General features: G+C 72.5%; 26 protein-coding genes. 13 read left to right on the forward strand and 13 right to left on the reverse strand.

All coding sequences use genetic code 11. The features are described 5' to 3' along the window. Nucleotides 1-149 precede the first annotated feature (149 nt). Nucleotides 150-581, forward strand: coding sequence for a CoA-binding protein (locus JOD65_RS19890; protein WP_191194885.1), 432 nt, complete (start codon nucleotides 150-152; stop codon nucleotides 579-581). A 15-nt stretch (nucleotides 582-596) separates the two neighbouring features. Here JOD65_RS19890 and JOD65_RS19895 read toward each other — a convergent pair whose 3' ends face one another. Further along, nucleotides 597-1,592 (reverse strand): Gfo/Idh/MocA family protein, encoded by a 996-nt coding sequence (locus JOD65_RS19895; protein ID WP_191194884.1) that lies wholly within the window; start codon nucleotides 1,590-1,592, stop codon nucleotides 597-599. 23 nt (nucleotides 1,593-1,615) lie between these two features. Further along, the gene (gene lhgD / locus JOD65_RS19900) at nucleotides 1,616-2,824 is read right to left on the reverse strand and encodes an L-2-hydroxyglutarate dehydrogenase (RefSeq protein ID WP_191194883.1); all 1,209 of its coding nucleotides are present in this window, start codon (nucleotides 2,822-2,824) and stop codon (nucleotides 1,616-1,618) included. 67 nt (nucleotides 2,825-2,891) lie between these two features. Here lhgD and arfB point away from each other — a divergent pair, with 67 nt between their 5' ends. After that, entirely contained in the window at nucleotides 2,892-3,326 is a 435-nt protein-coding gene (gene arfB / locus JOD65_RS19905) for an alternative ribosome rescue aminoacyl-tRNA hydrolase ArfB (RefSeq protein ID WP_191194882.1), read from the forward strand. 15 nt (nucleotides 3,327-3,341) lie between these two features. Here the strand turns inward: arfB and purE are convergent, their stop codons facing one another. From purE to JOD65_RS19935, 6 genes are all read right to left on the reverse strand, one after another. Next, nucleotides 3,342-3,893 (reverse strand): 5-(carboxyamino)imidazole ribonucleotide mutase, encoded by a 552-nt coding sequence (gene purE / locus JOD65_RS19910; RefSeq protein ID WP_191194881.1) that lies wholly within the window; start codon nucleotides 3,891-3,893, stop codon nucleotides 3,342-3,344. 4 nt (nucleotides 3,894-3,897) lie between these two features. Continuing rightward, complete coding sequence (locus JOD65_RS19915) at nucleotides 3,898-5,067, reverse strand: 5-(carboxyamino)imidazole ribonucleotide synthase (RefSeq protein ID WP_191194880.1); 1,170 nt, start codon at nucleotides 5,065-5,067, stop codon at nucleotides 3,898-3,900. 62 nt (nucleotides 5,068-5,129) lie between these two features. Further along, the gene (locus tag JOD65_RS19920) at nucleotides 5,130-5,447 is read right to left on the reverse strand and encodes a winged helix-turn-helix domain-containing protein (protein ID WP_191194879.1); all 318 of its coding nucleotides are present in this window, start codon (nucleotides 5,445-5,447) and stop codon (nucleotides 5,130-5,132) included. A gap of 95 nt (nucleotides 5,448-5,542) precedes the next feature. Beyond that, nucleotides 5,543-6,562: an adenylate/guanylate cyclase domain-containing protein gene (locus JOD65_RS19925; RefSeq protein WP_191194878.1), complete on the reverse strand. Its 1,020-nt coding sequence runs from the start codon at nucleotides 6,560-6,562 to the stop codon at nucleotides 5,543-5,545. After that, nucleotides 6,552-7,055, reverse strand: a complete 504-nt coding sequence (locus JOD65_RS24130; protein ID WP_191194877.1) for a PH domain-containing protein — start codon at nucleotides 7,053-7,055, stop codon at nucleotides 6,552-6,554. The genes JOD65_RS19925 and JOD65_RS24130 overlap by 11 nt, the downstream gene beginning before the upstream one ends. A gap of 32 nt (nucleotides 7,056-7,087) precedes the next feature. Next, nucleotides 7,088-7,885: a biotin--[acetyl-CoA-carboxylase] ligase gene (locus JOD65_RS19935; RefSeq protein WP_191194876.1), complete on the reverse strand. Its 798-nt coding sequence runs from the start codon at nucleotides 7,883-7,885 to the stop codon at nucleotides 7,088-7,090. 85 nt (nucleotides 7,886-7,970) lie between these two features. Here JOD65_RS19935 and JOD65_RS19940 point away from each other — a divergent pair, with 85 nt between their 5' ends. The 7 genes from JOD65_RS19940 to JOD65_RS19970 all read left to right on the forward strand — a co-directional run bounded on the left by JOD65_RS19940 (nucleotide 7,971) and on the right by JOD65_RS19970 (nucleotide 15,019). Then, entirely contained in the window at nucleotides 7,971-9,596 is a 1,626-nt protein-coding gene (locus tag JOD65_RS19940; protein ID WP_191194875.1) for an acyl-CoA carboxylase subunit beta, read from the forward strand. After that, nucleotides 9,593-9,832 (forward strand): acyl-CoA carboxylase subunit epsilon, encoded by a 240-nt coding sequence (locus tag JOD65_RS19945; protein WP_191194874.1) that lies wholly within the window; start codon nucleotides 9,593-9,595, stop codon nucleotides 9,830-9,832. The genes JOD65_RS19940 and JOD65_RS19945 overlap by 4 nt, the downstream gene beginning before the upstream one ends. 134 nt (nucleotides 9,833-9,966) lie before the next feature. Then, nucleotides 9,967-11,538: a putative Ig domain-containing protein gene (locus JOD65_RS19950; protein ID WP_191194873.1), complete on the forward strand. Its 1,572-nt coding sequence runs from the start codon at nucleotides 9,967-9,969 to the stop codon at nucleotides 11,536-11,538. A gap of 33 nt (nucleotides 11,539-11,571) precedes the next feature. Further along, nucleotides 11,572-13,275: a DUF885 domain-containing protein gene (locus JOD65_RS19955; protein WP_307821290.1), complete on the forward strand. Its 1,704-nt coding sequence runs from the start codon at nucleotides 11,572-11,574 to the stop codon at nucleotides 13,273-13,275. Continuing rightward, complete coding sequence (locus JOD65_RS19960; RefSeq protein ID WP_204811307.1) at nucleotides 13,272-13,904, forward strand: Maf family protein; 633 nt, start codon at nucleotides 13,272-13,274, stop codon at nucleotides 13,902-13,904. The genes JOD65_RS19955 and JOD65_RS19960 overlap by 4 nt, the downstream gene beginning before the upstream one ends. Nucleotides 13,905-13,922: 18 nt before the next feature. Then, a complete protein-coding gene (locus JOD65_RS19965; protein WP_307821292.1) occupies nucleotides 13,923-14,561 on the forward strand; it encodes a CDP-alcohol phosphatidyltransferase family protein in 639 nt (212 codons plus the stop codon). Continuing rightward, nucleotides 14,561-15,019: a VTT domain-containing protein gene (locus JOD65_RS19970; RefSeq protein ID WP_191194872.1), complete on the forward strand. Its 459-nt coding sequence runs from the start codon at nucleotides 14,561-14,563 to the stop codon at nucleotides 15,017-15,019. Before JOD65_RS19965 ends, JOD65_RS19970 begins: the two co-directional genes overlap by 1 nt. 29 nt (nucleotides 15,020-15,048) lie before the next feature. Here the strand turns inward: JOD65_RS19970 and JOD65_RS19975 are convergent, their stop codons facing one another. The 4 genes from JOD65_RS19975 to JOD65_RS19990 form a co-directional block, all read right to left on the reverse strand. Next, nucleotides 15,049-16,260: an ABC transporter permease gene (locus JOD65_RS19975; protein WP_224747170.1), complete on the reverse strand. Its 1,212-nt coding sequence runs from the start codon at nucleotides 16,258-16,260 to the stop codon at nucleotides 15,049-15,051. Continuing rightward, entirely contained in the window at nucleotides 16,257-17,138 is an 882-nt protein-coding gene (locus JOD65_RS19980; RefSeq protein ID WP_191194871.1) for an ABC transporter ATP-binding protein, read from the reverse strand. Before JOD65_RS19980 ends, JOD65_RS19975 begins: the two co-directional genes overlap by 4 nt. Before the next feature lie 102 nt (nucleotides 17,139-17,240). Beyond that, nucleotides 17,241-17,927, reverse strand: coding sequence for a response regulator (locus JOD65_RS19985; RefSeq protein ID WP_191194870.1), 687 nt, complete (start codon nucleotides 17,925-17,927; stop codon nucleotides 17,241-17,243). Further along, complete coding sequence (locus JOD65_RS19990; protein ID WP_191194869.1) at nucleotides 17,927-19,267, reverse strand: sensor histidine kinase; 1,341 nt, start codon at nucleotides 19,265-19,267, stop codon at nucleotides 17,927-17,929. The genes JOD65_RS19985 and JOD65_RS19990 overlap by 1 nt, the downstream gene beginning before the upstream one ends. Before the next feature lie 155 nt (nucleotides 19,268-19,422). Here JOD65_RS19990 and JOD65_RS19995 point away from each other — a divergent pair, with 155 nt between their 5' ends. Together JOD65_RS19995 and JOD65_RS20000 are read left to right on the forward strand one after the other, a co-directional pair. Continuing rightward, nucleotides 19,423-20,757, forward strand: coding sequence for an HNH endonuclease (locus JOD65_RS19995; RefSeq protein WP_191194868.1), 1,335 nt, complete (start codon nucleotides 19,423-19,425; stop codon nucleotides 20,755-20,757). 27 nt (nucleotides 20,758-20,784) lie between these two features. Further along, a complete protein-coding gene (locus JOD65_RS20000; RefSeq protein ID WP_191194867.1) occupies nucleotides 20,785-21,120 on the forward strand; it encodes a YnfA family protein in 336 nt (111 codons plus the stop codon). Nucleotides 21,121-21,127: 7 nt separating this feature from the next. Here the strand turns inward: JOD65_RS20000 and JOD65_RS20005 are convergent, their stop codons facing one another. Then, entirely contained in the window at nucleotides 21,128-22,327 is a 1,200-nt protein-coding gene (locus JOD65_RS20005) for an acyl-CoA dehydrogenase family protein (protein WP_191194866.1), read from the reverse strand. A gap of 71 nt (nucleotides 22,328-22,398) precedes the next feature. Here JOD65_RS20005 and JOD65_RS20010 point away from each other — a divergent pair, with 71 nt between their 5' ends. Then, the gene (locus tag JOD65_RS20010; RefSeq protein WP_191194865.1) at nucleotides 22,399-23,313 is read left to right on the forward strand and encodes an LLM class flavin-dependent oxidoreductase; all 915 of its coding nucleotides are present in this window, start codon (nucleotides 22,399-22,401) and stop codon (nucleotides 23,311-23,313) included. 208 nt (nucleotides 23,314-23,521) lie between these two features. Further along, a complete protein-coding gene (locus JOD65_RS20015; protein WP_307821295.1) occupies nucleotides 23,522-24,550 on the forward strand; it encodes an iron ABC transporter substrate-binding protein in 1,029 nt (342 codons plus the stop codon). The last annotated feature ends 54 nt before the right edge of the window (nucleotides 24,551-24,604 follow it).

The following is a 24,604-nucleotide window of genomic DNA, read 5'->3' on the forward strand; positions in this document are numbered from 1 at the left end:
TGATCCCCTCGTGGGTTGTGATGTGACGACGCCCATCCCAGCACATGTGTCCCTCCCTGCGCTCCAACCAGGGCCGTGTCGCTACCGGTTGGTAACGAGTGCTGCACCTACCCGGCCCTGGCGTGGATCGACATGACTACCGTGGAGCCATGAGCAGCGACTGGCAGGACCCCGCGACCGTCGACCGGATGCTCGACGAGGCGCAGACGTGGGCCGTCGTCGGTCTTTCGGGCGACCCCGGCAGGACGGCGTACACCATCGCCGCCCTGCTCCAGGAGCGCGGCAAGCGAATCGTCCCGGTCCACCCGGTCTTCGCCGACCCGGGAGCTCCCGCGGTGCTCGGCGAGCAGGGTTACCCCACGCTCGCCGACGTGCCGGTGCCGATCGACGTCGTCGACGTCTTCCGCCGCTCCGAGGCGGCCGGCGAGTTCGCCGACCAGGCCGTCGCCGTCGGCGCGAAGGGTGTCTGGTTCCAGCTCGGGGTCGTCGACGCCGACGCGTTCGAGCGGACGACCGCCGCCGGGGTGCCGATGGTGATGGACACCTGTCCCGCGATCGAGTGGAGCAGGCGCCGCCGCTGACGCCGGACGTCGCGACTAGAGCTCGACGGGCGCCTCGGCAATCGTGATGCCGAGCTGTCCGAGGGCCTCCTCGAGCACCCACATCACGTCGAGGGTGTCCTGCAGCGGCATGAGCGGGCTCTCGGTGAGGCCGGCAGCGAGGCAGCGCTGCACCTCCTCGGCCTGGTGGACGTAGCCACGCCCGGTGGGCAGGCGCTCGACCTCGGCGGGCTCCGCCCCGTTGCGTCGTACGACGAGCGCGCTGGGGTGGTAGAACGGCGGAACCACCTCGATCGAGCCCTCGGTGCCCACGACGAGCGCGCGGCCGGGCGTCTGGCTGGCCAGCGTGCAGGTCAGCGACGCGGCCCGCCCGTCGTCGTACGACAGCTGGATGGCCGCCGAGCGGTCGGCGCCGTTGGGGTAGGTCGTGCCGGTCGTCGTGACGCGGTCGGGGCGGCCCAGGAGGTGCTGGGCCAAGGAGATCGGGTAGACGCCGAGGTCGAGGATCGAGCCGCCACCGAGCGCGAGGTCGAAGAGCCGGCTGGCCGGATCGAAGTCACGCTGCGCGCCGAAGTCGGCCTGCACCAGCAGCACCTCCCCGACGCCACCGGCGGCGACGAGGTCACGGAGGTGGGCGACGGCCGGCTGGAAGCGGGTCCACATGGCCTCCATGCAGAACACCCCGGCAGCGCGGGCGGCGGCGACCACCTCCTCGGCCCCGGCCAGGGTGGCCGTGAAGGCCTTCTCGACCAGCAGCGGCGTGCCGGCCTCGATGGCGGCGAGGGCGAGGTCGTGGTGCTGGGGGTGGGGGGTCGCGACGTAGACGACGTCGACGTCCCCGCGTCGGCCGGCCTCGACGAGGTCGCGGTAGGTGCCCGACCCGGGCGCCCCGAAACGCTCCGCGAAGGCCGCGGCCGAGGATCGCGCGCGGCTGCCGACGAACGCGATCTCCGCGTCGTCCGTCAGGACGAGGTCGGAGGCGAAGGCGGCGGCCATCCCGCCGGTCGCGGCGATTCCCCAGCGTGTGGTCATGGCAGGACCCTAGACAGCCCGGCTCACGCGCGGGGCTGCCACACCTCGTCCATCACGTGGGCCGCGATCGCCAGGCTGGAGGTCGCCCCGGGCGACGGCGCGTTGCGCACGCAGGTGACGCCGTCGGCGCGGGTGATCCGGAAGTCGTCGACGAGGCTGCCGTCCCGGTCGACCGCCTGGGCGCGTACGCCGCTGCCGGCCCGGGTCACGTCCGCGACGCCGATGTCCGGGACGTAGCGCGACGCCGAGCGCATGAACGCGCGCTTGGACGCCGAGCCGACGACCTCGTCGACGCCCGTGCGCCAGTGCTCGCGCGCCAGCCGCCAGAACCCCGGCCACGCCACCACGTCACGCAGGTCGGCGGCCGAGATGTCACGGCGCCGGTAGCCCTCGCGTCGCGTGGCGAGCACCGCGTTGGGACCGACCTCGAGCGAGCCGTCGACCCGCCGGGTGAAGTGGACGCCGAGGAAGGGGTAGCGCGGGTCGGGCACCGGGTAGACCATGCCGCGCACGAAGTCCCGCTTGGCGGCGGTGACGCCGAGGTACTCCCCCCGGAACGGCAGGATCGCCGGGCTGCGCTCGCCGTCGACGAGCGCCGACACCCGGTCGGCCTGCAGCCCCGCCGCGACCACCACGTGGTCGAGGCGCAGCGGTGTCGCGTCGCCCTCGACCTGCACGAGGACCGCGTCCCCCTGCCGCCGGATGCCCACGACTCGCGCGCCGAGGCGTACGCCGCCACCTGCCTCGAAGACCTCGTCGGCGAGCGCCTCGGTGATCGCCGGGTAGTCGGTGATCGCGGTCTCCGGGGAGTGGAGCGCCGCCAGACCGCGGGCGTGCGGCTCGACGTCGGTGATCTCCTCGGCCGCGATCCGACGCAGGCCCGGCACTCCGTTGGCACGGGCCGTCTGCTCGAGGGCGTCGAAGCGACCCATCTCGTCGGCATCCACCGCGACGACGAGCTTGCCGCAGGCGTCGTACGCGATGGCGTGCTCGGCGCAGAACTCCCGGAGCAGCTCGCGGCCGCGGGCGCACAGCTGGGCCTTCAGGCTGCCCGGCTTGTAGTAGATGCCGGCGTGCACGACACCGGAGTTGTGGCCGGTCTGGTGCGCGGCGAGCCGGTCTTCCTTCTCCAGCACCACGACCTCGGTGCCCGGGCGCCGGCGGACGACCTCGCGAGCGATCGCGACGCCGAGGATGCCTCCGCCCACGACGCCGACACGCTGCTCCCCCATGGTCGAGACGCTGGTGCCTCACGCGGTCGCCGTCAAGCAACACCGGCGTTCATCCCACAATGGGGGGATGCGCGACCTCCTCGTCCCCGCCGGCCCGGGCCTGCCCGAGGGCCTGGTCGTGCCCGCCGTCGAGCTGGTGGAGCGCTTCTCGAAGTCGCCCGGCCCGGGCGGGCAGTCGGTGAACACCACCGACTCGCGGGTGGAGCTCGAGCTCGACGTCGCCTCCTCCACGGCGCTCACGGACACCCAGCGGGCCCGGGCGCTGCGGCGTTGGCCGTCGGGACGGATCACCGTCACGGCGTCCGAGCACCGCTCCCAGCACCGCAACCGCGTCGCCGCGCGCGAGCGCCTCGCCGACCTGCTGCGCGAGGCGCTGGCACCGCCCCCGCCGCCGCGCCGGCCCACGCGGCCGTCCCGCGGGGCGAAGGAGCGGCGGCTCAAGGCGAAGAAGGAGCGAGGCTCGACCAAGGCCCTCCGCGGCCGGGTGCGGGACCGGGACTAGCTGTATCCAGCCGGCTCAGAAGCCGACGCGGCGGTTGTCGCCGGCGGCGGCACGGCGTACGACGTCGCCCTTCGCGTGGGCGGTCTCGGCGAGCTCCGCCTGGTAGTCGACGAGGCGCTGCTGCAGGTCGGGGTCGCTCGTCGCCAGGATCCGCGCGGCGAGGATGCCAGCGTTCTTGGCGTTGCCGATCGCGACCGTGGCGACCGGGATGCCGCCGGGCATCTGCACGATCGACAGCAGCGAGTCCATGCCGTCGAGGTACTTCAGCGGCACCGGCACCCCGATGACCGGCAGCGGCGTCACGGAGGCGAGCATGCCCGGCAGGTGGGCCGCTCCCCCGGCCCCGGCGATGATCACCGACAGCCCGCGGGTGTGGGCCTGCTGGCCCCACTCGATCATCCCGGTGGGCATCCGGTGCGCGGAGACGACGTCGGCCTCCCACGCCACGCCGAGCTCGGTGAGGATCTCGCCGGCCGCCTGCATGACCGGCCAGTCGGAGTCCGAACCCATCACGATGCCGACCTTCACGGCTGCTGCCTCGTCCTGCTGGGTGTGCGTCTCGCTCATGTCCCTACTCGCTCTCGTTGCCCAGGTCGCCGCGGAACCAGGCGGCGGCGTGCCGCGCCCGCTCGAGGCAGTCGTCGAGGTCGTCGCCGTAGGCGTTGACGTGGCCGACCTTGCGTCCGGGGCGCAGGTCCTTGCCGTAGAAGTGCACCCGCAGCCGCGGGTCACGTGCCATCGCGTGCGGCAGGCCGTCGTACAGGTGGCCGCTGTCGGTGGGTCCGCCGAGGATGTTGACCATCACGGTCCAGCGCTCACGTGGGGCCGGCGAGCCCAGCGGGAGGTCCATGACGGCGCGGAGGTGATTCTCGAACTGGGACGTCACGGCGCCGTCCTGGGACCAGTGGCCGGTGTTGTGGGGGCGCATCGCCAGCTCGTTGACCAGGATCCGGCCGTCGGTCGTCTCGAAGAGCTCGACGGCGAGGATGCCCGTGACGTCGAGCGCACCGGCGATCCGCAGGGCGATCTCCTGCGCCTGACCGGCGAGAGCGGGCGCGAGGTCCGGCGCGGGGGCCACCACCTCGTGGCAGATGCCGTCGAGCTGGGTGGAGGCGACGACGGGGTAGGCCGCCGCCTGGCCGCTGGGCGAGCGGGCGACGAGGGCGGACAGCTCGCGCCGGAAGTCGACGAGCTCCTCGGCCAGCACCTCCACGCCGGCCGCCGCGGCGGTGTCGAAGGCGACCCGGGACTCGTCCGCCGTGCGGACGACCCACACGCCCTTGCCGTCGTAGCCACCTCGGGTGGTCTTGAGCACGCACGGGAAGCCGAAGGCCTCCACGTCGGCGGTCGAGGTGACCACCGCGTTGCGCGGGCACGGCACGTCGAGCTCGGCGAGCCGTCGCCGCATGACCGCCTTGTCCTGGGCGTGGACGAGCGCCTCCGGGCCGGGCCGCACCGCGACGCCGGCGTCGGCGAGCGCGTGCAGGTGCGCGGTGGGGACGTGCTCGTGGTCGAAGGTGACCACGGCAGCACCGTCGGTGACCTTCCGGAGCGTCGGCAGGTCGGTGTAGTCACCCACCAGGTGGTCGGGGATCACCTGGGCGGCCGAGACGCCCTCGGCCTCGGCGAGCAGGCGCAGCGGAAGCCCGAGGGCGATGGCGGGCTGGGCCATCATCCGGGCCAGCTGGCCGCCCCCGATGACGGCGAGCGTGGGAGCGCGGTGCGAGCCGGTCGAGGACACGACCGGAGCCTATGCGACCCCGGCTGCCGTCCCGGCCGCGGTCTCGGCAGTGGTGACGCTGCTCAGCGGGCGACCGGGTCGCCGACCGGCTCGAAGCGCAGGCCGCGCCCGCGGTGGGTGGTGATCAGCGTGGGTTTGCGCGGGTCGTCGCCGAGCTTGCGGCGCAGCCAGCCGAGGTGCACGTCGATGGTCTTGGAGTTCGTGTAGAACGACGTCTGCCACACGTCGGCCATCAGCTCCCCGCGGGTGACGATGTCGCCCGGGCGCGCCATCAGGGCATGCAGGAGCTGGAACTCCTTGCGGGAGAGCCTGATCTCGCGGTCGCCACGCCACACCTGTCGCGAGGTGGGGTCGAGTCGTACGTCCTGCACAGCCAACACGCGGTGAAACGTAGGGACCGCCCGCTCCGCTGGTGGTCCTTATGGGTGAATTGTGGCGAACTGGTCTGGTCCACCTCGAGCGACCCTGCGCTGCGTCAGCGGCGGCGTACGGCCACGGGCTCCACCAGGCCGAAGCCACGCACCGGTCGGGCTGGCAGCCGCCGGTCCTCCCAGTCCTCGTCGGGGAGCAGGTCGGCGGTGTTCTGGTCCACGATCAGCCGGTTGCGACGGGCGACCTGGGTCAACCGCGCGGCCATGTTGACCGGCGGGCCGAAGATGTCGCCGAGCCGCTGGACGACCGGGCCGCTGGCGAGGCCGAGGCGGACGTCGGGCATCTTCGGGTCGCGCCCGATGACGTTGATGATCCCCTCGGCGACACTGACCGCCTCCTCGGCGGTGTTGGTGACGAAGAGGACCGAGTCGCCGAGGCTCTTGATGATCCGGCCCCCGTAGCGGGCGACGACGTCCTGGCAGCGGCTCTCGAAGACCTCGACGAGGTCGCCGATCTCGTCGCGGTCGAGGGTGTTGGACAGCGCGGTGAAGGAGACCAGGTCGGCGAACCCGACGCTGACGTCGATCGTGTGGAGGTCCTCGTCCTTGGCGCCCATCGCCTCGATCCGGCCCACCGCGGCGGCGAGGTGGCGGCGCCAGGCGTAGACGAGGAGCCGCTCGAAGGGCGGGTTGACCTCGTCGATGAGCCTCAGCGCCGACCCGATGCGCGAGCCGGTGGCCTCCTCGCCCGCCTCCATCTCCTCGACGCGGCTGACCAGCGTGGAGACCTCCCAGTCGGCGAGGCGGGCCATGGTCTGGCCGACGCCGCGCGTGAGGTTGACGGCCGTGTCGAAGTCGACGGCGCCCGAGTCGACGAAGCCCATGAGGGTGGAGACGGCCTTGATGTCGGCGGCCGTGTAGGCCTTCTCGCCGCTGAACTCCGGAAAGCCCAGCGCGCGCCACAGCCGGCGGGTCTGCTCGATCGTGACGCCGGTCTCGGCGGCGACCTCGAGGGCGTTGAACGCCGGCTCGCTGCGCAGGATCGCGTGGTCGAGCTGCTCCCCCGGCGCCCCCTGGGGGCCGGTGCCGGGGAGGCCGGCGCGGCGCTTGCGGTCAGGCGCCATCGTCGCGGCGGTCGCCACTCGCGAGGCGGTGGAGCTCGTCGGAGACCTGCAGCTGGACCTGCTCGACGTCGGGGATGTCGTGGAGCAGGACGCTGCCGTCGGTGCTGGCGTCGGAGACGACGAGCGTGCCGCAGCCGAAGATCCGGTCGATCACGCCGATCTCGAAGTCGACGCCGCTGATCCGGTTGAGCGGGATCGTGCGGCCCTCCTTGGCGATGAAGCCGGAGCGCTTGATGAAGCGGCGGTTGGTGAAGGTGTAGGTCGTGGTCAGCCACGACACGACGGGCCGGACCACGAACCAGAGGGCCACCAGGGCCGCCACGATGCCCGCGACGCCGCCCGCCACCGTGGAGTCGGTGAGCCGGCTGAGCACCACCACGGCCGCAATCAGCAGCACGCCCACGAGCACGGGGACGATGAGCGCCTTGACGTGGGACCGGGTGGAGACGACGACGTGCTCACCGGGGTTGAGGAGCTTGCTCGGGAACGCCACGCGCCGATCATGTCACCCGGTGCCCCGGGCTGCTAGGCGGGACGGACGTGCACGACGTCGCCCGCGGCCACCGTGAACGTGCCGTCGTGGGTGCCGACGACCAGGGCCCCGGTGGCGTCGATGTCGAGCGCCTCGCCGCGGCGTACGTCGCCCGCGGGCAGGTGGACGTCGACGGTCCGTCCGAGCGTCACGCACACGTCGGCGTACGCCCGGCGCAGCGACTCGACGTCGTCGAGCAGGCCCTGGAGGCCGTGCAGCGAGCCCAGCACCTGGCCGAGGAGGCCGGTGCGCTCCACCGGCTCGCCGGTCTCGAGCGAGACCGACGTGGCGAGCGCGACCGGGAGCTCGTCCAGGGTCTGGTCGACGTTGATGCCGATGCCGACGACCGCCACCGGGCCGTCGGGTGCCTCGACCCGCTCGACGAGGATCCCGCAGACCTTGCGCCCGGTGCCCGAGCCGTCGTCGACGAGGACGTCGTTGGGCCACTTGAGCGCGACGTCGGGCAGCCGGTCGCCCAGCGCGGCCTGGACGGCGTACCCGGTGAGCAGCGGCAGCCACGGCCACGACGCCGCCGGCACGTCGGGGCGCAGCAGCACCGAGAACGTCAGTGACGAGCGGGCCGGCGTCTCCCATGCCCGGTCGAGACGACCGCGCCCGGCCGTCTGGTGCTCGGTGACCAGCACCAGCCCCGGCTCCTCGCCGGCGCGGGCCCGCTCGGCGAGGGCGGCGTTGGTGGAAGGTGCCGACTCGACGACCTCCACGCGCCAGCCTGCGGGCGTCACCAGCCGGTCGAGGTCGAGGGGTGGGCGCGGTGCCGGGCTGGGCGTCATGGGTCTAGATTGCCCCAGAGACCGGGCCCGGGGCACCACGCCCCGGCAGACCGGACCCCGCGACCAGCCAACAGGAGGCCACGGCGTGAGCGCACAGCCGGGTGAAGGCACCGACGTCCCGTCCGAGTCGGAGATCGACGTCCACACGACCGCGGGCAAGCTCGCGGACCTGGAGCGACGGCTCGACGAGGCGGTGCACGCCGGCTCGGAGAAGGCGATCGAGAAGCAGCACGCCAAGGGCCGCCGCACCGCGCGCGAGCGCATCGAGATGCTCTTCGACGAGGGCACCTTCGTCGAGCTCGACGAGCTCGCGCGGCACCGCTCGACCGCGTTCGGGCTGGAGAAGAACCGGCCCTACGGCGACGGCGTCGTCACCGGCTACGGCGAGGTCAACGGGCGCATGGTGTGCGTGTTCAGCCAGGACTTCACGGTCTTCGGCGGCTCGCTGGGCGAGGTCTACGGCGAGAAGATCACCAAGGTGATGGACCTCGCCATCAAGGCCGGCTGCCCGATCATCGGCATCAACGAGGGCGCCGGTGCGCGCATCCAGGAGGGCGTGGTCTCCCTCGGCCTCTACGGCGAGATCTTCCGCCGCAACGTGCACGCCTCGGGCGTCATCCCGCAGATCAGCATGATCATGGGCAACTGCGCCGGCGGCCACGTCTACTCCCCCGCCGTCACCGACTTCACGGTCATGGTCGACCAGACCTCCGCGATGTTCATCACCGGGCCCGACGTCATCAAGACCGTCACCGGCGAGGACGTGACGATGGAGGACCTCGGCGGCGCCCGGACCCACAACACCAAGTCCGGCAACGCCCACTACATGGCCTCCGACGAGGAGGACGCCATCGAGTACGTCAAGGCGATGCTGTCCTACCTGCCGCAGAACAACCTGGATCCGGCACCGGAGTACGACGAGCGGCCCGACATGGAGTTCACCGACCTCGACCGGGCGCTCGACACAATCATCCCGGACTCCCCGAACCAGCCCTACGACATGCACGACGTGATCACCGCCGCGCTCGACGACGAGGAGTTCCTCGAGGTCCAGGAGCTGTTCGCGCCCAACATCCTCGTCGGCTTCGGCCGCGTGGAGGGCCAGTCCGTCGGCATCGTGGCCAACCAGCCGATGCAGTTCGCCGGCACGCTCGACATCGACGCCTCCGAGAAGGCCGCGCGGTTCGTGCGGTTCTGCGACGCGTTCAACATCCCGGTCCTGACGTTCGTCGACGTCCCGGGCTTCCTGCCCGGCACCGACCAGGAGTGGCAGGGCATCATCCGCCGCGGCGCGAAGCTGATCTACGCCTATGCGGAGGCGACCGTCCCGCTGATCACGGTCATCACCCGCAAGGCCTACGGCGGGGCGTACGACGTGATGGGTTCCAAGCACCTCGGCGCCGACATCAACGTCGCATGGCCGACCGCGCAGATCGCCGTGATGGGCGCGCAGGGCGCGGCCAACATCGTGCACCGCAAGACGCTCAAGAAGGTCGCCGACGCGGGCGGCGACGTCGAGGCCAAGCGAGCCGAGCTCATCGACGAGTACGAGACCACGCTCGCCAACCCCTACATCGCGGCCGAGCGGGGCTACATCGACGCCGTCATCGCACCGCACGAGACCCGCGTGGAGATCATCCGCTCACTGCGGCTGCTCCGCTCCAAGCGGGAGACCCTCCCGCCCAAGAAGCACGGGAACATCCCGCTGTGACCACCGACGAGCCGTCGGCCGAGAACGGTGCCCAGCCACCGGTCCTGAAGATCGTCAGCAAGGACGCGACCCCTGAGGAGATCGCCGCCCTCGTGGCGGTGTTCTCCGCGCTCGGGTCGGGCGGCGGCGAGGCCCCGAAGCGACCCCGGCCGGCGTGGAGCAACCCCGCCCGGGGCGTACGACGCACGCACCGCCACGGCCCCGGCGCCTGGCGGGCCAGCAGCCTGCCGCGATAGATCCGGCCCACCGGCGCCCTCGGATGGGCTGGACCAGTAGGTCAAGGTTCGCCTGACGTTCGACCCACGACCTCCGCCGGCGGCCCGGCCGGACGTACGTTGCCGTCAGCTCAGGCTCCGGTTGGGGGTGGACGATGGCTGGTCGTCGATGGTGGTTGCTGCTGCTCGCGAGCGCGCTCGCGGCGAGCGGCGGCCTCGTCACGGTCCCGGCGTCGGGAGACCCCTCGGACCACGGCCCGCAGGACTCGCGCGCCCAGGCGGCCCGGGCCACGAAGCTGACCCTCGGGGCCAGCCTGGACGAGGCCCACTACGGCACCACGGTCCGGCTGTCCGGCAAGCTCACGTCAGGCGGCAAGGGCCTCAAGGGCCAGAAGGTGGTCCTCAGGCATCGCGTCAGCGGGGCGAAGGCCTGGACCAGGGTCGGCACGGTCACGACGCGCCGCAAGGGCGTCTGGCGCAAGGACGTGCAGGTGCGCCTCCGGGGCTCCTACATGGCGACCTACCGAGGCACGCGGACCTACGCCCCGGCCAGGTCGGCCAAGCAACAGGTCGACACCTTCGCCTTCCTCACTGACTACGCCGTAGGCCCCGGCGGACGCGACGCCTACCGGGACGAGCCGTGGACGTTCACCGGCCGCACCGCACCCGAGCTCGCGGGCCAACCCGTGCACGTGGTCCGTGGCCCGTCCCGGATCTCGACTCCTGTCGCCACCGGCACCGTCGGACCCGGTGGAGCGATCTCGCTCACCCACCGCATGAAGGACGTGGGACGGTACGACTACTGGCTCTCCGTGGACGGAGGGCTGCTGATGTACGGCGCCGACTCGCCGCACACGTCGATCACGACCCGCGCCGTTGGAGCGCCCACCACACCGTCGATCACGACCGCCGAGCTCACCACCGGCGAGCCGCACATCTCCTACCGGGCCGCCCTGGTCGGCGGCGGCGGCGAGCTGACCTGGAGCGTCGTCGACGGCAGCCTCCCGCCGGGACTGTCGCTCTCGCCGGACGGAACGGTCAGCGGCGCCGCGGCGGCCGCCGGGACGTGGACGCCGGTGGTGCGGGCGGCGAACGCCGCCGGCGCCGCCACCCGCGCCGTCACGGTGAGGGTGCCACCCGGGAGCCTGACGGTCACGACGTTCCCGCTCGACGACGCCGCGGTCGGTGCCACCTACCCCGACGGGCTCTACGTGAACAACGGCTGGCAGGAGCTGACCTGCACCCCGTGCCCGGACGGGGCCGACTGGAGCATCACTTCCGGGTCGCTGCCGCCGGGACTCGAGCTGGTGTGGGACGACTTCGTGGACCCGGTCGCGAACTACGTCACCGGCCGGCCCTCCCAGGCCGGCGTGTGGACGTTCACGGTCACCGGCGTCGTGGGCCAGGCCTCGGGGAGCAGGCAGTTCACCATCCGGGTGCTGCCCAGCGCGGCCGACCTGCTGCAGATCGCGGTGAACGCCGCGTCCAACCACCTCCCGGCGGGCACGGTGGGCATGCCGTACAGCCAGCAGCTGAAGGCGAACGTGGCCTCCGGGCTGACCTGGACCTCGCTCGGGTCGCTGCCACCCGGTCTCACCCTCAGCTCCGGCGGTCTGCTCTCCGGCACGCCCACCCTCGCAGGCTCCGGGCCGATCCATGTCGCGGTCACCGACGGCACTCGCTACGACTGGGAGCAGCTCCGCATCGAGGTGCGCCCGGCGCCGTGAGTCCTGTCCCCGCAGCGGTCTAGGGTCGCCCGCGTGACCGAACCCCTCCTGAACGAGCGCCGGATCGACGCCCTCTGCGACGCCTACGTCGAGGACTTCTGCGCCCTCGACCCGCTGACCGCCACCTCGATCGGGGTGGCCGGGCACGAGCACGAGCTGACCGACTTCTCCCCCGCCGGCTTCGACGCCCGCGAGGCGCTGGCCCGGCGCGCCGTCGCCGCCGTCGAGGCCGCGACCCCCGTCGACGACCGCGAGGCGGCGGCGAGGGACGCGTTCCTCGAGCGGACCCGGCTGGAGATCGAGCTGGAGGAGGCGGGCGTCAACCGCTCGCGCATGTCGGTGCTGTGGAGCCCCCTGCACGAGATCCGCGGCGTCTTCGACCTGATGCCGACCGAGGGCGAGGAGGCCGTCGCGGCCATCGCGTCCCGCCTGTCCGGCGTACCTGCCGCCCTCGAGGGCCTGCGCGTGACGCTGTCCGACGAGGCGCGCAAGGGCAACGTCGTCGCGGCGCGGCAGTACGCCGAGGTGGCCGAGCAGGTGCGCCGCTGGACCGGGCAGTCCGGCGAGGCGGGCGACTTCTACCTCGGCCTCGTCGACCGCCTGCAGGGCGGTGACCGCGACGAGCTGCGAGCCCTGGCCGGTGCCGCGAGCGCCGCCACCGCGGCGTTCGGGCTGTTCCTCACCGACGAGCTCGAGCCGCAGGGCGCGGAGCGCGAGGGGGTCGGGCGGGAGGTCTACGCGCTCGCGAGCCGTTACTTCCTCGGCGCGGAGGTCGACCTCGACGAGACCTACGTCTGGGGCTGGGCCGAGCTGCAGCGGCTGTCCGACCTGATGGACGCCACCGCCGAGCAGATCCTCCCCGGCGCCGGCGTCGACGCCGCGGTCGCCCACCTCGACGCCGATCCGACCCGCGTGGTCCAGGGCCGCGAGGCGTTCCGCGAGTGGATGCAGGACCTCGCCGACCGCACGATCACCGCGATGGCCGACGTGCACTTCGACATCCCGGCGCCGATCCGGCGGATCGAGTGCATGCTCGCCCCGACCAACGACGGCGGCATCTACTACACCGGCCCGTCCGAGGACTTCGAGCGACCGGGACGCATGTGGTGGTCGGTGCCCGACGGCATCGAGGACTTCCACCCCTGGCGCGAGGTCACCACCGTGTTCCACGAGGGCGTGCCCGGACACCACCTGCAGGTCGCCCAGACGGCCTACCGCAGCGACACGCTCAACCGCTGGCAGCGGCTGATGTGCTGGTGCAGCGGGCACGGCGAGGGGTGGGCGCTCTACGCCGAGCGGCTGATGGAGGAGCTCGGCTTCCTCGACGACCCCGCCGACCTCCTGGGGATGCTTGACGGCCAGTCCCTGCGCGCCGCGCGGGTGATCGTCGACATCGGCATGCACCTCGAGCTCACCATCCCCGACGACAACCGGCTCGGCCCCGGCGGCACCGCGTTCCACCCCGGTGAGACGTGGACGCCGGAGCTGGGGCTGGAGTTCATGCGGCTGCACTGCCAGATGGACGACGAGGTCATCCAGTTCGAGGTCAAGCGCTACCTCGGCCTCCCCGGCCAGGCGCCGTCCTACAAGGTCGGCGAGCGCATCTGGCTCGAGGCGCGGGCCGAGGTCCGGCAGCGCCACGGCGCCGACTTCGACCTCAAGTCCTTCCACCGCGCCGCGCTCGACCTGGGCTCGCTCGGGCTCGACCCGCTGCGCACGGCACTGGGGCGCCTGTGACGACCGCGCGCGTGCCGCTGGTCCTGGCCTCGGCCTCGCCTGCGCGCCTGGCCACGCTGCGGGCGGCCGGCATCGAGCCGGTGGTCATCGTGAGCGGGGTCGACGAGACCCAGGTCGACGGGTTGCCGCCGGCCGAGCTGGCGCTGCAGCTCGCCGAGCTCAAGTGCGCCGCCGTCGCCGCGCGCGACGACGTACCTCCCCACGCGCTCGTCCTGGGCTGCGACTCGGTGCTCGAGCTCCAGCCGGCCCCCGGATCGGGCGGGCACGGCGAGGCGCTCGGCAAGCCCCGCGACGCGGCCGATGCGCGGGAGCGGTGGCGTGCCATGCGCGGGCGCAGCGCCGTCCTGCACAGCGGGCACAGCCTGCGTGAGGTGGCGTCGGGGCGGGTGGCCGCGGCGACCGGCTCGACCCTCGTGCACTTCGCCGACGTGAGCGACGACGAGGTCGAGGCCTATGTCGCGACCGGCGAGCCGCTGCACGTCGCCGGCGCCTTCACGATCGACGGCGTCGGCGGTGCGTTCGTGCGCGGCATCGAGGGTGATCACCACAACGTGGTGGGCGTGAGCCTGCCGCTGCTGCGCGAGCTGGTCATCGAGCTCGGCCACGCGTGGCCCGACCTGTGGACCTGACCCGCTAACATCCCGGGCGTGGGGAGCGGGGTGCAGGGCACGGCGGGAGGGCCGGAGGCTGATCCTGGCGACCGCTACGGCGTGCGCGAGGAACGGCTGCTCACCGGCGCGACCGTCATCACCTTCGTGCGGACGATCGCCTCGGTGGTGCTGGCGGCCATGGCCGCCCACCAGCAGAGCCTGACGCTGCTGGTCGTCGCCCTCGGCGTCTACTGGGTCGGCGACATGCTCGACGGCTTCTACGCCCGCGTGCGCGACTGCGAGACCCGCATCGGGGCCGTCCTCGACATCATGTGCGACCGGTTCAACGCCGCCGCGTTCTACATCGGGCTCGCGTGGCTGCAGCCCGACCTGTCGCCGGCGATCTTCGTCTACCTCGCCGAGTTCATGGTCATCGACTGCTTCCTGTCGATCGCGTTCCTCGCCTGGCCGATCCGCAGCCCCAACTACTTCTTCGTCGTCGACCGCACCATCTGGCTGTGGAACTGGTCCAAGCCCGCCAAGGCGGTCAACAGCGCGCTCTTCGCCGTGCTGCTGCTCGTCACCGGCTGGATGTGGGTGGGGCTCGTGATCGCCACCGCGCTGCTGGTCCTCAAGTGCGTGTCACTGCGCCGCCTCGCGCAGATCGGCCTGCCGGTACCGGGCGCCGCGGGCTGATGCTGTTCTGGAGCGTCCTGGGCGCCTCGATCGCCTCCGCGTTGCTGCCGCTCATCAACATCGAGGCCATCCTCGTCGTCTCGGTCAGCCAGGCCCCCGGCCACCTGTGGGGACTGCTCCTCGCGGCCACGATCGGGCAGATGCTCGGCAAGATCCTCTGGTACTGGGGCGGCATGCACGTCGAGCGCGCCCCGTGGGTCCACCGCCAGCTCGAGAAGCCCAAGGCGCGGGCCTCGCTGGACAAGTGGCACGAGCGCGCCGAGGGCAGGCCGTGGTTCACGGCCGGCCTGCTGTTCGTGTCCGCCAGCACCGGCATCCCGCCGTACGCCGTCACGGCCGTGCTCGCCGGGACGCTGCGGGTGCCGTTCTGGATCTTCATGCTGACCGGCCTCGCCGGGCGCGGCCTGCGGTTCTGGGCGGTGGTGACGGGGACCTCGTCACTGGTGCACCTGTTCTGAGGTCCCCGTCCGACCCACCTACCTCCGGGTCATTCGGCCGCGGACCACGCCTGGCGGAGGCTGACCCGACCGCCGGTCTGCAGCAGCGCCCGGCGGTAGAGGCGCTCCCCGACCCACACGGTGACCGCGGCGAACGCGGCCAGCAGGCCCAGGGCCAGCAGCGGCTCCCACCACTCCACGCCGCCGGCCAGGATGCGCTTGGGCATCACCACCGCCGAGACGGGCGGGACGAACGACGCGATCACCTGACCGCGGCCGTCGAGCGAAAGCCCGCCGAAGAACATCACGAGCATCAGCATCGTCAGCGGCGTCGACGTCGCCTGCAGGTCCTCCGTCCGCGAGGCGAGCGACCCGGCGACGGCCCACAGGCAGGCCAGGGCGATGAAGCCCGCGAGGAAGAAGCCGATGAACCACGCCGTCGGACCCGACAGCGCCGGGACGTAGGACTTGTAGGACGTGAACGAAAGCCCCACGAGTCCGACGACGAGGTAGACCATCAGCTGGATCACCGCCAGGGCCGTGTTGCCGAGCACCTTGCCGGCCAGGAGGTGCCGTACCGGGATGGCGGCGGCGATGATCTCGACGATGCGGCTCTGCTTCTCCTCGATCACCGACGACGCCAGCTGCATGCCGAAGACGAGGGCGGCGAAGTAGAACAGGAAGACGAACACGAAGCCGACGGCCTCGGCGACGCCCGCCTTCTCGGCGTCGCCGCGCAGGAAGGCCGTGGTCACCGTGCTGCCGGCCTGGAGCGACTCGACCGTCGTCCCGACCTCCGCGGCGTTGTCGGCCAGCACCTGCTGCTGCACGACCACCTCCACGACGTTGGTCAGCGAGCCCTGCTCGCTCGACTCCGAGGTCAGCTGCCAGCCGTCGTCAGTGGGGTGCAGCCAGGCGTCTACCTCGTCCTCGCGCAGCGCCGACTCGGCGGCGGCCCGGTCGTCGACCTCGACGACCGTGACCTCGACGTTCTCGTCCACTCCCGGCGCGGCGTCGGCGACCGCGGTGGCCATGGCGGCCGCGTCCGGCGTGGCGGCCAGGGTCACCGTGTCGGTCCGCTCCTCCTGCCAGGCGCTGAAGCCGATGAACCCGGCGATCAGCACGACCATGAACGCCGTGCCGAGGAGGAAGGACTTGTCGGTGATCCGGGAGACGACCTCGCGGCGGGTCACGAGCAGCCACGCGGGCTCGTCGCGCCGGTCGGTGTCCAGGTCGTCGGGGCTCGACGTGTCGGTGCTCATGCGGTGGCCTCCCGGTAGATCTCGCTGAGGGCCGGGCGGACCCGGACGAACTCGTGGACGTCGCCGCGCCTGGTGGCCTCGGCGACGAGGTGCTGCTCGGCGCCGTCCTGGCGCACCTCGACGAGGGCGCTGGCACCCTCGAGGTCGAGGACCTCCAGCCCGTGCAGGTCACGGACCCAACCGGCGTCGCCGCCGAGGACGAGGCGGAAGCGCGGCACCCCCGCGTCGCGCAGCTCCGCAACCGTCCCGGCGGCGACCCGGCGTCCTTGGGACAGCACGACCAGGCGGTCGCACAGTCGCTCGACGAGGTCGAGCTGGTGGCTGGAGAAGAGGACCGGCACGCCGTCGCGGGTGTACTCGCGCAGCAGGTCGACCATCGAGTCGACGGCCCTCGGGTCGAGGCCCGAGAAGGGCTCGTCGAGCACGAGCGCGCGCGGGCGGGGCAGCACCGAGGCGATGATCTGCACCCGCTGCTGGTTGCCCAGCGACAGCTTCTCGAGGTGGTCCTTGGTCCGCTCGCCCAGCCCGAACCGCTCCAGCAGCTCGGTCACCTGGGTCCGGGCCGCGACCCGGTCCATGCCCTTGAGCTGGGCGATGTAGACGAGCTGGTCGAGGATCGGCTGCTTGGGGTAGAGGCCACGCTCCTCGGGCATGTAGCCGATCCGACGGCGGTCCAGCCGGGTGATCGGCCGGCCCTGCCACAGCACCTCCCCCTCGTCGATTCCGAGCACCCCCATGACCATCCGCATGGTCGTGGTCTTGCCCGCACCGTTGCCGCCGACGAAGCCGGTCATCAACCCGGCCGGCACCTCGAACGACACGTGGTCCACGGCGGTGTTCTCACCGAACCGTCTGGTCAGCTCCCTGATCTCCAGCATGACGTCGACGCTAGTGACGCGCGGCCCGGCGGGGATCCCCCGCGGGACGGAGCTGTGGGGTGGAGGTGGGCGTGGTCGGGGTGTCGGCGCGACCCTCCTGGCTCACTCCTCCGTCGGGAGGATGAGGCCGGCTTCGTAGGCGTAGATGACCGCCTGCACGCGGTCGCGCACGTGCAGCTTGGCGAGCACGTTGGACACGTGCGTCTTGACCGTCGCCTCGCCGAGCACGAGCGTGCCGGCGATCTCGCCGTTCGACAGTCCCCGGCCGAGCAGCACGAGCACCTCCCGCTCGCGGGCGGTGAGCAGCGCCAGCTCCTTCGGCTCGGCCCGCTCGGTCGCCACCGGTCCCGCCCCGGCGCCCGCTCCCCCGGCCATCTTGCCGATGACCCGGCGGGTCACCTCCGGCGCGAGCAGCGCGTGTCCGCGACCTGCGGCGCGTACGGCGTCGAGGAGCTGCTCCGGACCGGCGTTCTTCAGCAGGAAGCCACTGGCGCCGGCCCGAAGGGCGTCGAAGAGGTAGTCGTCGCGGTCGAAGGTCGTCACGATGACGACACGCCCGAGGTCGTCAGCGACGAGGTGGCGGGTGGCCTCGATGCCGTCCATCCGCGGCATCTGGACGTCCATCAGCACGACGTCGGGGCGGGTCGCGCGGGCCCGTTCGATCGCCTCGAGGCCGTCGGCGGCCTCGCCGACGACCTCGATGTCGTCCTCGACCGAGAGGACCATCGCGAAGCCCGACCGCACCATGGCGTGGTCATCGACGAGGAGCACCGTCAGCGGGCGTTCCATCACGACGCCCCGAGGGGGTAGCGCACGCGGACCCGGTAGCCGCCCGTCACCCGGGGCCCGATGTCGACCTGCCCGTCGTGGGTGGCCGCCCGCTCGCGGATGCCGAGCTGGCCGAGCCCGCTGCCGGAGGTGCCGTGACGCGGCCGGCCGTTGTCGACGACCTCGACCTCGGCGTACGACGTGGACTCGTCGACCCGGACGACGACGGAGACGGTGTCGGCGGTGCTGTGTCGTCGTACGTTGGTCAGCGCCTCCTGGACCGTGCGGTAGATCGCGAGCCCGATGCCCCGGGGCAGCCGGCTCGCGGCGCAGGTCGGGTCCTCGACGACGTCGAGGTGGACGGTGAGACCCTCCTGGCTCGCCTGGGCGACCAGCTCGGGGAGGTCGCCGACGCCCGCCTCGGACGTACGCGTCCCGCCGGCCGGGTCCGACCCGTCCTCGCTGCCGTCAGTTGGTCCTTCGCGCAGCGTGCCGAGGAGTCGCCGCATCTGCGCGAGCGCGTCGCGGGAGGCGTCCTCGACGTTCGCGAGGGCCGTACGCGCTGCCTCGGGGTCGCGGTCGAGGACCCGGCGGGCAGCACCTGCCTGGATGCCCATCGCGGAGACGCTGTGGGCGACCACGTCGTGCAGCTCGCGGGCGATGCGCAGCCGCTCGTCGACGACGGCCTGCTCGCGCAGGCGGCCGGCCTGCGCGGTGATGGTCGCCGCCTGCTCCTGCAGCCGCAGGCGTTGCCGGGCCGCGCGCCACGACACCCCGCCACCGACGATCGCCCCGCCGAAGTAGATGACGTTGACCAGCAACGTCATCGCCACCGCGGACGGGATCGGCGGGAAGAGCCCGACCCGGTCGGCCTGGTCCATCTCGTCGATCATGTCCTGCGCCGCCGAGCCCACGGCGAACTGCCAGGTGATCCACGCGAACATGAAGAGCACGATCGTGCCGATCACCACCACCATCGCGCGCCGGTCGCGGGCGTACGCGACCCCGGACAGGAGCGCGACGAAGTACACGATCTGGAGCGACACCTGCCCCATGACCTCCGGCATCGACACGCCGGCGACGAACATGTGCAGCGCGGCGAGGCTCGCGACCACCAGCGGCCAGCGGCGGCGACCCAGGAGCAGTGCCGCACCCGTCGACACGGCGAGCCACTGCGTCCAGACCGGGACGTCGGTGTGCTCGAGTCCGCCCGCGCTGCGCACCAGCTCGAGCGCGAGCAGGCTGACGGCCTCGACGCTGGCGGCCAGGACGACGTCCTGCCGCCCGACCCGCGGCCGGGGACGCTCCCACTCGTCGTCCACGCCGAACCACGTCAGGGCGCGCTGGCTCGTGCTGGGCATGGGGCGAGCGTAGGGGGCGAGCGGTGCGTCCGGATCCGTCGGGAGGCGGAGATGACGGACCACGAACCGTCCACAGGTCGCCGTCGGGCGTCGCCGTCCACAGGCGTACGCCACGCGTGGTCGTGGCTGTCCGGGCTCGATGCTTCCGTGGTGCCATGACCACGAGCCCGCTGCCGAGCACCCCCGCCGCCGCCGTCGCAGCGACGCGCTCGGAGCTGCGGGGCATCGTGGCTGCAGCGCTGGAGCTCGACGCCCCCGTCCTGGTCGACCTCGTCGCCGAGCTCGAGACACTCGGCCGCACGGTGTCCGCGGCGCAGGCGGAGTTGACGGCTCGCCTCGACGCGCTGCTCACGCAGGAGCAGGCCGACGCCGGGGTCCGGGCCGAGGAGCTCGGCAAGGGCGTGGGCAACGTGGTCGCCGCAGCCCGCCGGGAGTCCCCGCACCGCGGCCGGCGGCACCTCGGCCTCGCCAGGGTCGTCCAGACCGAGCTGCCGCACACGTGGGCGGCCTGGCAGGACGGCCGCATCGACGAGTGGACCACGACCGTGATCGCGCGGGAGACCGCCTGCCTGCCCCTCGCCCACCGCCTCGCCGTGGACGAGGTCGTCGCCGGCGACCCTGACGCGCTCGAACAGCTCAGCCCCCGGAGGCTGTTGGCCCGGTTGCGCGCGGAGGCTGAGAGGCTCGACCCGGCGGCGTGCGTGGCCCGCCGTCGCCACGCCGAGTCCGAGCGCCGTGTGACCCTGCGCCCGGCGCCCGACTCGATGACCTGGCTGACCGCGCTGCTGCCCGTCAAGGAAGGCGTCGCGGTCTACTCGACGCTCACCCGTGTGGCCGACCGGGCCCGCGCCGCGGGCGAGGAGCGCGGACGTGGTCAGGTGATGGCCGACGCGTTGGTCGCCACGATGCTCGGGGTCCCCGCGTCCGACACCGAGCCGGCCGTTCCCGCCACCCCTGTCGCCCTCGGCGTCGTGATGACCGACGCCGCACTGTTCGGCGGCGCCGACGACGAGGCCCACCTCGACGGGTTCGGCCCGATCCCGGCCGAGCTCGCGCGGGAGATCGTGTGCGGCGCCGTCACCGCGGAGGAGGAGGTCAGCATCCGGCGGCTCTACGCCTCGCCCACCACCGGCGAGCTCGTCAGCATGGACGCGCGCACGCGCACCTTCCGCGGCAACCTCGCCCGGTTCGTCCGGCTCCGCGACCGCACCTGCCGGACCCCCTGGTGCGACGCCCCCGTGCGGCACGTCGACCACGTCGAGGCCCGCGAGGACGGAGGTCCCACGTCGGCCCGCAACGGGCAGGGGCTGTGCGAGGCCTGCAACTACGCCAAGACCGCACACCGCTGGCGGTCGAGAACCGAACCGGACGGCAGCGTGACCACCACCCTCCCGACCGGCCACCGCCTCACCACCCGGCCGCCGCCGGTCGCCACGATCCGGCGCAGGGTCCTGCCGGCGCTGCACATCGAGTACGTCCTGACCGGCTGAGCCCGGCCGGCTGCCAGACTCCCGCCCATGACCGTCGTCGCGTCGCTCGTGCTCTTCGTCCTCGCCGCGCTCGCCGAGATCGGTGGCGCTTGGCTGGTCTGGCAGGGCGTCCGCGAGGGCCGCGGCTGGATCTGGGTGGGTGCCGGCTTCATCGCCCTCGGGCTCTACGGCCTGGTCGCCACGCTCCAGCCCGACGCCCACTTCGGACGGATCCTGGCGGCGTACGGCGGCGTGTTCGTCGCCGGCTCGCTGGCCTGGGGGATGGTCGTGGACGGCTTCCGGCCCGATCGGTACGACGTGACCGGCGCGCTTGTCTGCCTGGTCGGCGTCGCGATCATCATGTACGCCCCGCGACCCGCCTGACGGACCGCTACTCGACCGGCAGCCCGAGGCCCCGCGCGATGAGCATCCGCTGGACCTCGGACGTCCCCTCGCCGATCTCGAGGACCTTGGCGTCGCGGTAGAACCGCGTCACGGGGTACTCCTCCATGAAGCCGTAGCCGCCGAAGACCTGCGTCGCGATACGGGTCGCGGTGACCGCCGACTCGGTGGCGTAGAGCTTGGCCACGGCGGCCGCCTGCTTGAACGACGCCGTGGTGACCGACGACGAGCCCGCGTCCATCGCGTCCTTCATCGCCGCCGCCTTGTAGGTCAGCAGCCGCGACGCGTCGAGCATCACCTGCAGGTCCGAGACCTGGAAGGCGAGACCCTGCTTGCGTCCGATCGGGCCGCCGAAGGTCTGCCGCTCGCCGGCGTACTGCAGCGACATGTCGAGGCACGCCTGGATGCACCCGACCCCGAGCGCGGCGATCGCAACGCGACCGTCGTCCAGGGTCGCGAGGAACTGCGCGTAGCCGCGGCCCCGCTCACCGAGAAGGTGCGATTCCGGCACTCGCGCGTCGCTGAACGACAGCGGGTGCGTGTCGGAGGCGTGCCAGCCGAGCTTGTCGTACGCCTTCTCCGCGACGAAGCCGGGCGTGTCGGACGGGACGACGATCGTCGAGATCTCCGGACGCCCGTCGGCCCGCTCGCCGGTGCGAGCGGTGACCGTGACGAGCGAGGTGATCTCCGAGCCGGAGTTGGTGATGAACTGCTTCGACCCGTTGACGACCCACTCGCCGTCGTCGAGCACCGCCTTGGTCTTGGTCGCCCCGGCGTCCGAGCCCGCGCCGGGCTCGGTCAGCCCGAAGCCGGCGATCTTGTCGCCGGCGACGAGCTCGGGAAGCCAGGTCTTCTTCTGCTCGTCGGTGCCGTAGGTGAGGATCGGGTTGATCCCCAGACCGACCGCGGCCTCGAGCGTGATGCCCATCGACTGGTCGACACGACCGATCTCCTCGATCGCCAGGCACAGCGAGGTGAAGCCGCCGTCCTCGCCCGCCATGCCCGCGCCGCCGAACTCCTCAGGAGCCGTCAGCCCCATCAGGCCGAGCGCGCCCATCTTCTGGACCACGTCGGTCGGGAAGTGGTGGTCGCGGTCCCACTGCGCGGCGTGCGGCGCGATCTCGGCCTCGGCGAAGTCGCGGACGCTGCGGCGGAACTGCTCGTGCTCGGGGGACAGCTCGAAGGTCATGCCTCGCACCTTAGCGCCGGAGGTTAGCGATCGCTAACCCCCACGACCGCTTCCTGTGGGACGCTCGCGGGATGGAGGTGGCAGCGCACCTGCCGCAGGTCGCGACGAGCGGCGACCGTCCCGACGTGGGCCGCGTACGGGACGTGGTGGACGCCGCCCGCGACCTCGGGCTGGCGGCGGTCTGCGCCAACGACCACCTCACCTTCCACCGACCCTGGCTCGACGGGCCGACCCTCCTCGCCGCGGTCGCCGACCGCGCCGGTGGGATGGAGCTCGCCACGACGGTCGCGCTGCCCTCGCTGCGCGGCCCCGGCCAGCTCGCCGCCACGCTCACCACCCTGGCCACCCTCGCGCCGGGCCGGGTCGTCGCCGGTGTCGGGGCCGGCTCGTCGGCGGCCGACCACGCCGCGGCCGGGGTGCCGTTCGACGACCGCTGGCAGCAGTTCGAGGAGTCGCTGCACGTCCTGCGCGGGCTGGTGAGCGGCGGATCGCTGCCAGCCAGGTGGGTCGAGATCCTCGACGGTTCCAGGCGGGTCGAACCACCCGAGCCGGTGCCGATCTGGGTCGCCAGCTGGGGGTCACCCGCCGGGCTGCGGCGCGTCGCGCGCTGGGGCGACGGCTGGCTCGCGTCGGCGTACAACACCTCGCCGGAGGCGTTCGCGGAAGGACGTCGGCGACTCACGGAGGAGCGCGCCCGCCTCGACCGCCCGGACCTCCCCGCCGCGGTCGCGACGATGTGGACGTGGGTCGCCGACGACCCGGCGGACGCGGAGCGCGTGCTCATCGACGTGCTGGCGCCGCTCGTCAGGCGCGACCCGGATGAGCTCCGTGACCGGGTGTGCGTCGGGACCCCGGAGCACTGCGCAGCGCTGTTGGGGCGGTACGCCGCGGCGGGCTGCTCACGGATCCACGTCTGGCCGCTCGGCGACGAGGTGGCCCAGCTCGAGCGGCTCGTCGGCGACGTGCTCCTCAGCATCGACGCCTGAGCCGAGCCATCGAAGGCATGTCAGAGCCGCCGAGGGAGATCCGGGCGGTGGTCGAGCAGGCCGGCTTCGGCTCACTGCGCAGCGCCATCGAGACGCCGTTCCACCGGGTGATGGAGGTCCGTGTCGCGGTGTGACGGACGCGATTCCACGCCCCCCGCCGTCCGGGTCTAGAGTTAGGGCAGCCTAAGCAAAGTAAGGACGCCCCCTCGTGACGACTCCCCCCCGCCGCGCGACCAAGCGCGCCAGTGTGGCCCTGGCCGCGACCCTCCTGACCGCCTCCACCCTGTCCGGGTGCGGCGTCTTCGGGTCGCCCGACCTCGTCGTCTACAACGCCCAGCACGAGGAGCTCCTCGACGAGATCGTGCCGTTGTTCGAGGAGCAGTCCGGCCTCGACGTCGAGCTGCGCAGCGGCAAGGACCTCGAGATGGCCAACCAGATCGTCGAGGAGGGCGAGGACTCCCCCGCCGACGTGTTCCTCACCGAGAACTCGCCCGCGATGAGCATCGTCGACAACGCCGGCCTGTTCGCCGAGCTGCCCGAGGCCGCCACGGCCACGATCCCCGACGAGTACGTCCCCGCGGACCGCGCGTGGACCGGCTTCCTGGCCCGCTCCACCGTCGCGATGTACAACACCGACACGATGACCGAGGCCGACATGCCCGCCTCGATCCTCGACTTCGCCGACCCCGAGTGGAAGGGCCGTGTCGCCTTCTCCCCGACCGGTGCCGACTTCCAGGCGATCGTGTCCGCCGTCCTCGAGCTCGAGGGCGAGGAGGCCACGGCCGACTGGCTCGCCGGCCTCGAGGAGAACGGCGTGGTGGTGCAGAACAACCTCGTCGTGATGCAGTCCGTGGACTCCGGCGAGGTCGACGCCGGCATCGCCTACCACTACTACTGGTACCGCGACCGCCAGGAGAACGGCAGCGACTCCGACAGCTCGGCGCTGCACTTCTTCGGCAACCAGGACCCCGGCGCGTTCCTCAGCATCTCCGGCGCCGGCATCCTCGACAGCAGCGAGCACAAGGACGCCGCCGAGGAGTTCGTGACCTGGTTGACCAGCACCGCCGCGCAGCAGGCGATGGCGGAGTCGTACGCCCTGGAGTACCCGCTCAACCCCGACGCGAGCCTCGACCCCGCGGTCAAGCCGTTCGACGAGCTCGAGCCGCCCACCGTCGACGTGGCAAGCCTCAACGGGCCGCAGGTGACCGAGCTGATGACCGCGGCAGGCCTCCTCTGACCACGTACGCCGCCCGGACCGGGCGTCGCGCACCGCGGCCACTGCTCGTCGCGG

The organism is Nocardioides cavernae, assembly GCF_016907475.1.
Taxonomy (GTDB): domain Bacteria; phylum Actinomycetota; class Actinomycetes; order Propionibacteriales; family Nocardioidaceae; genus Nocardioides; species Nocardioides cavernae.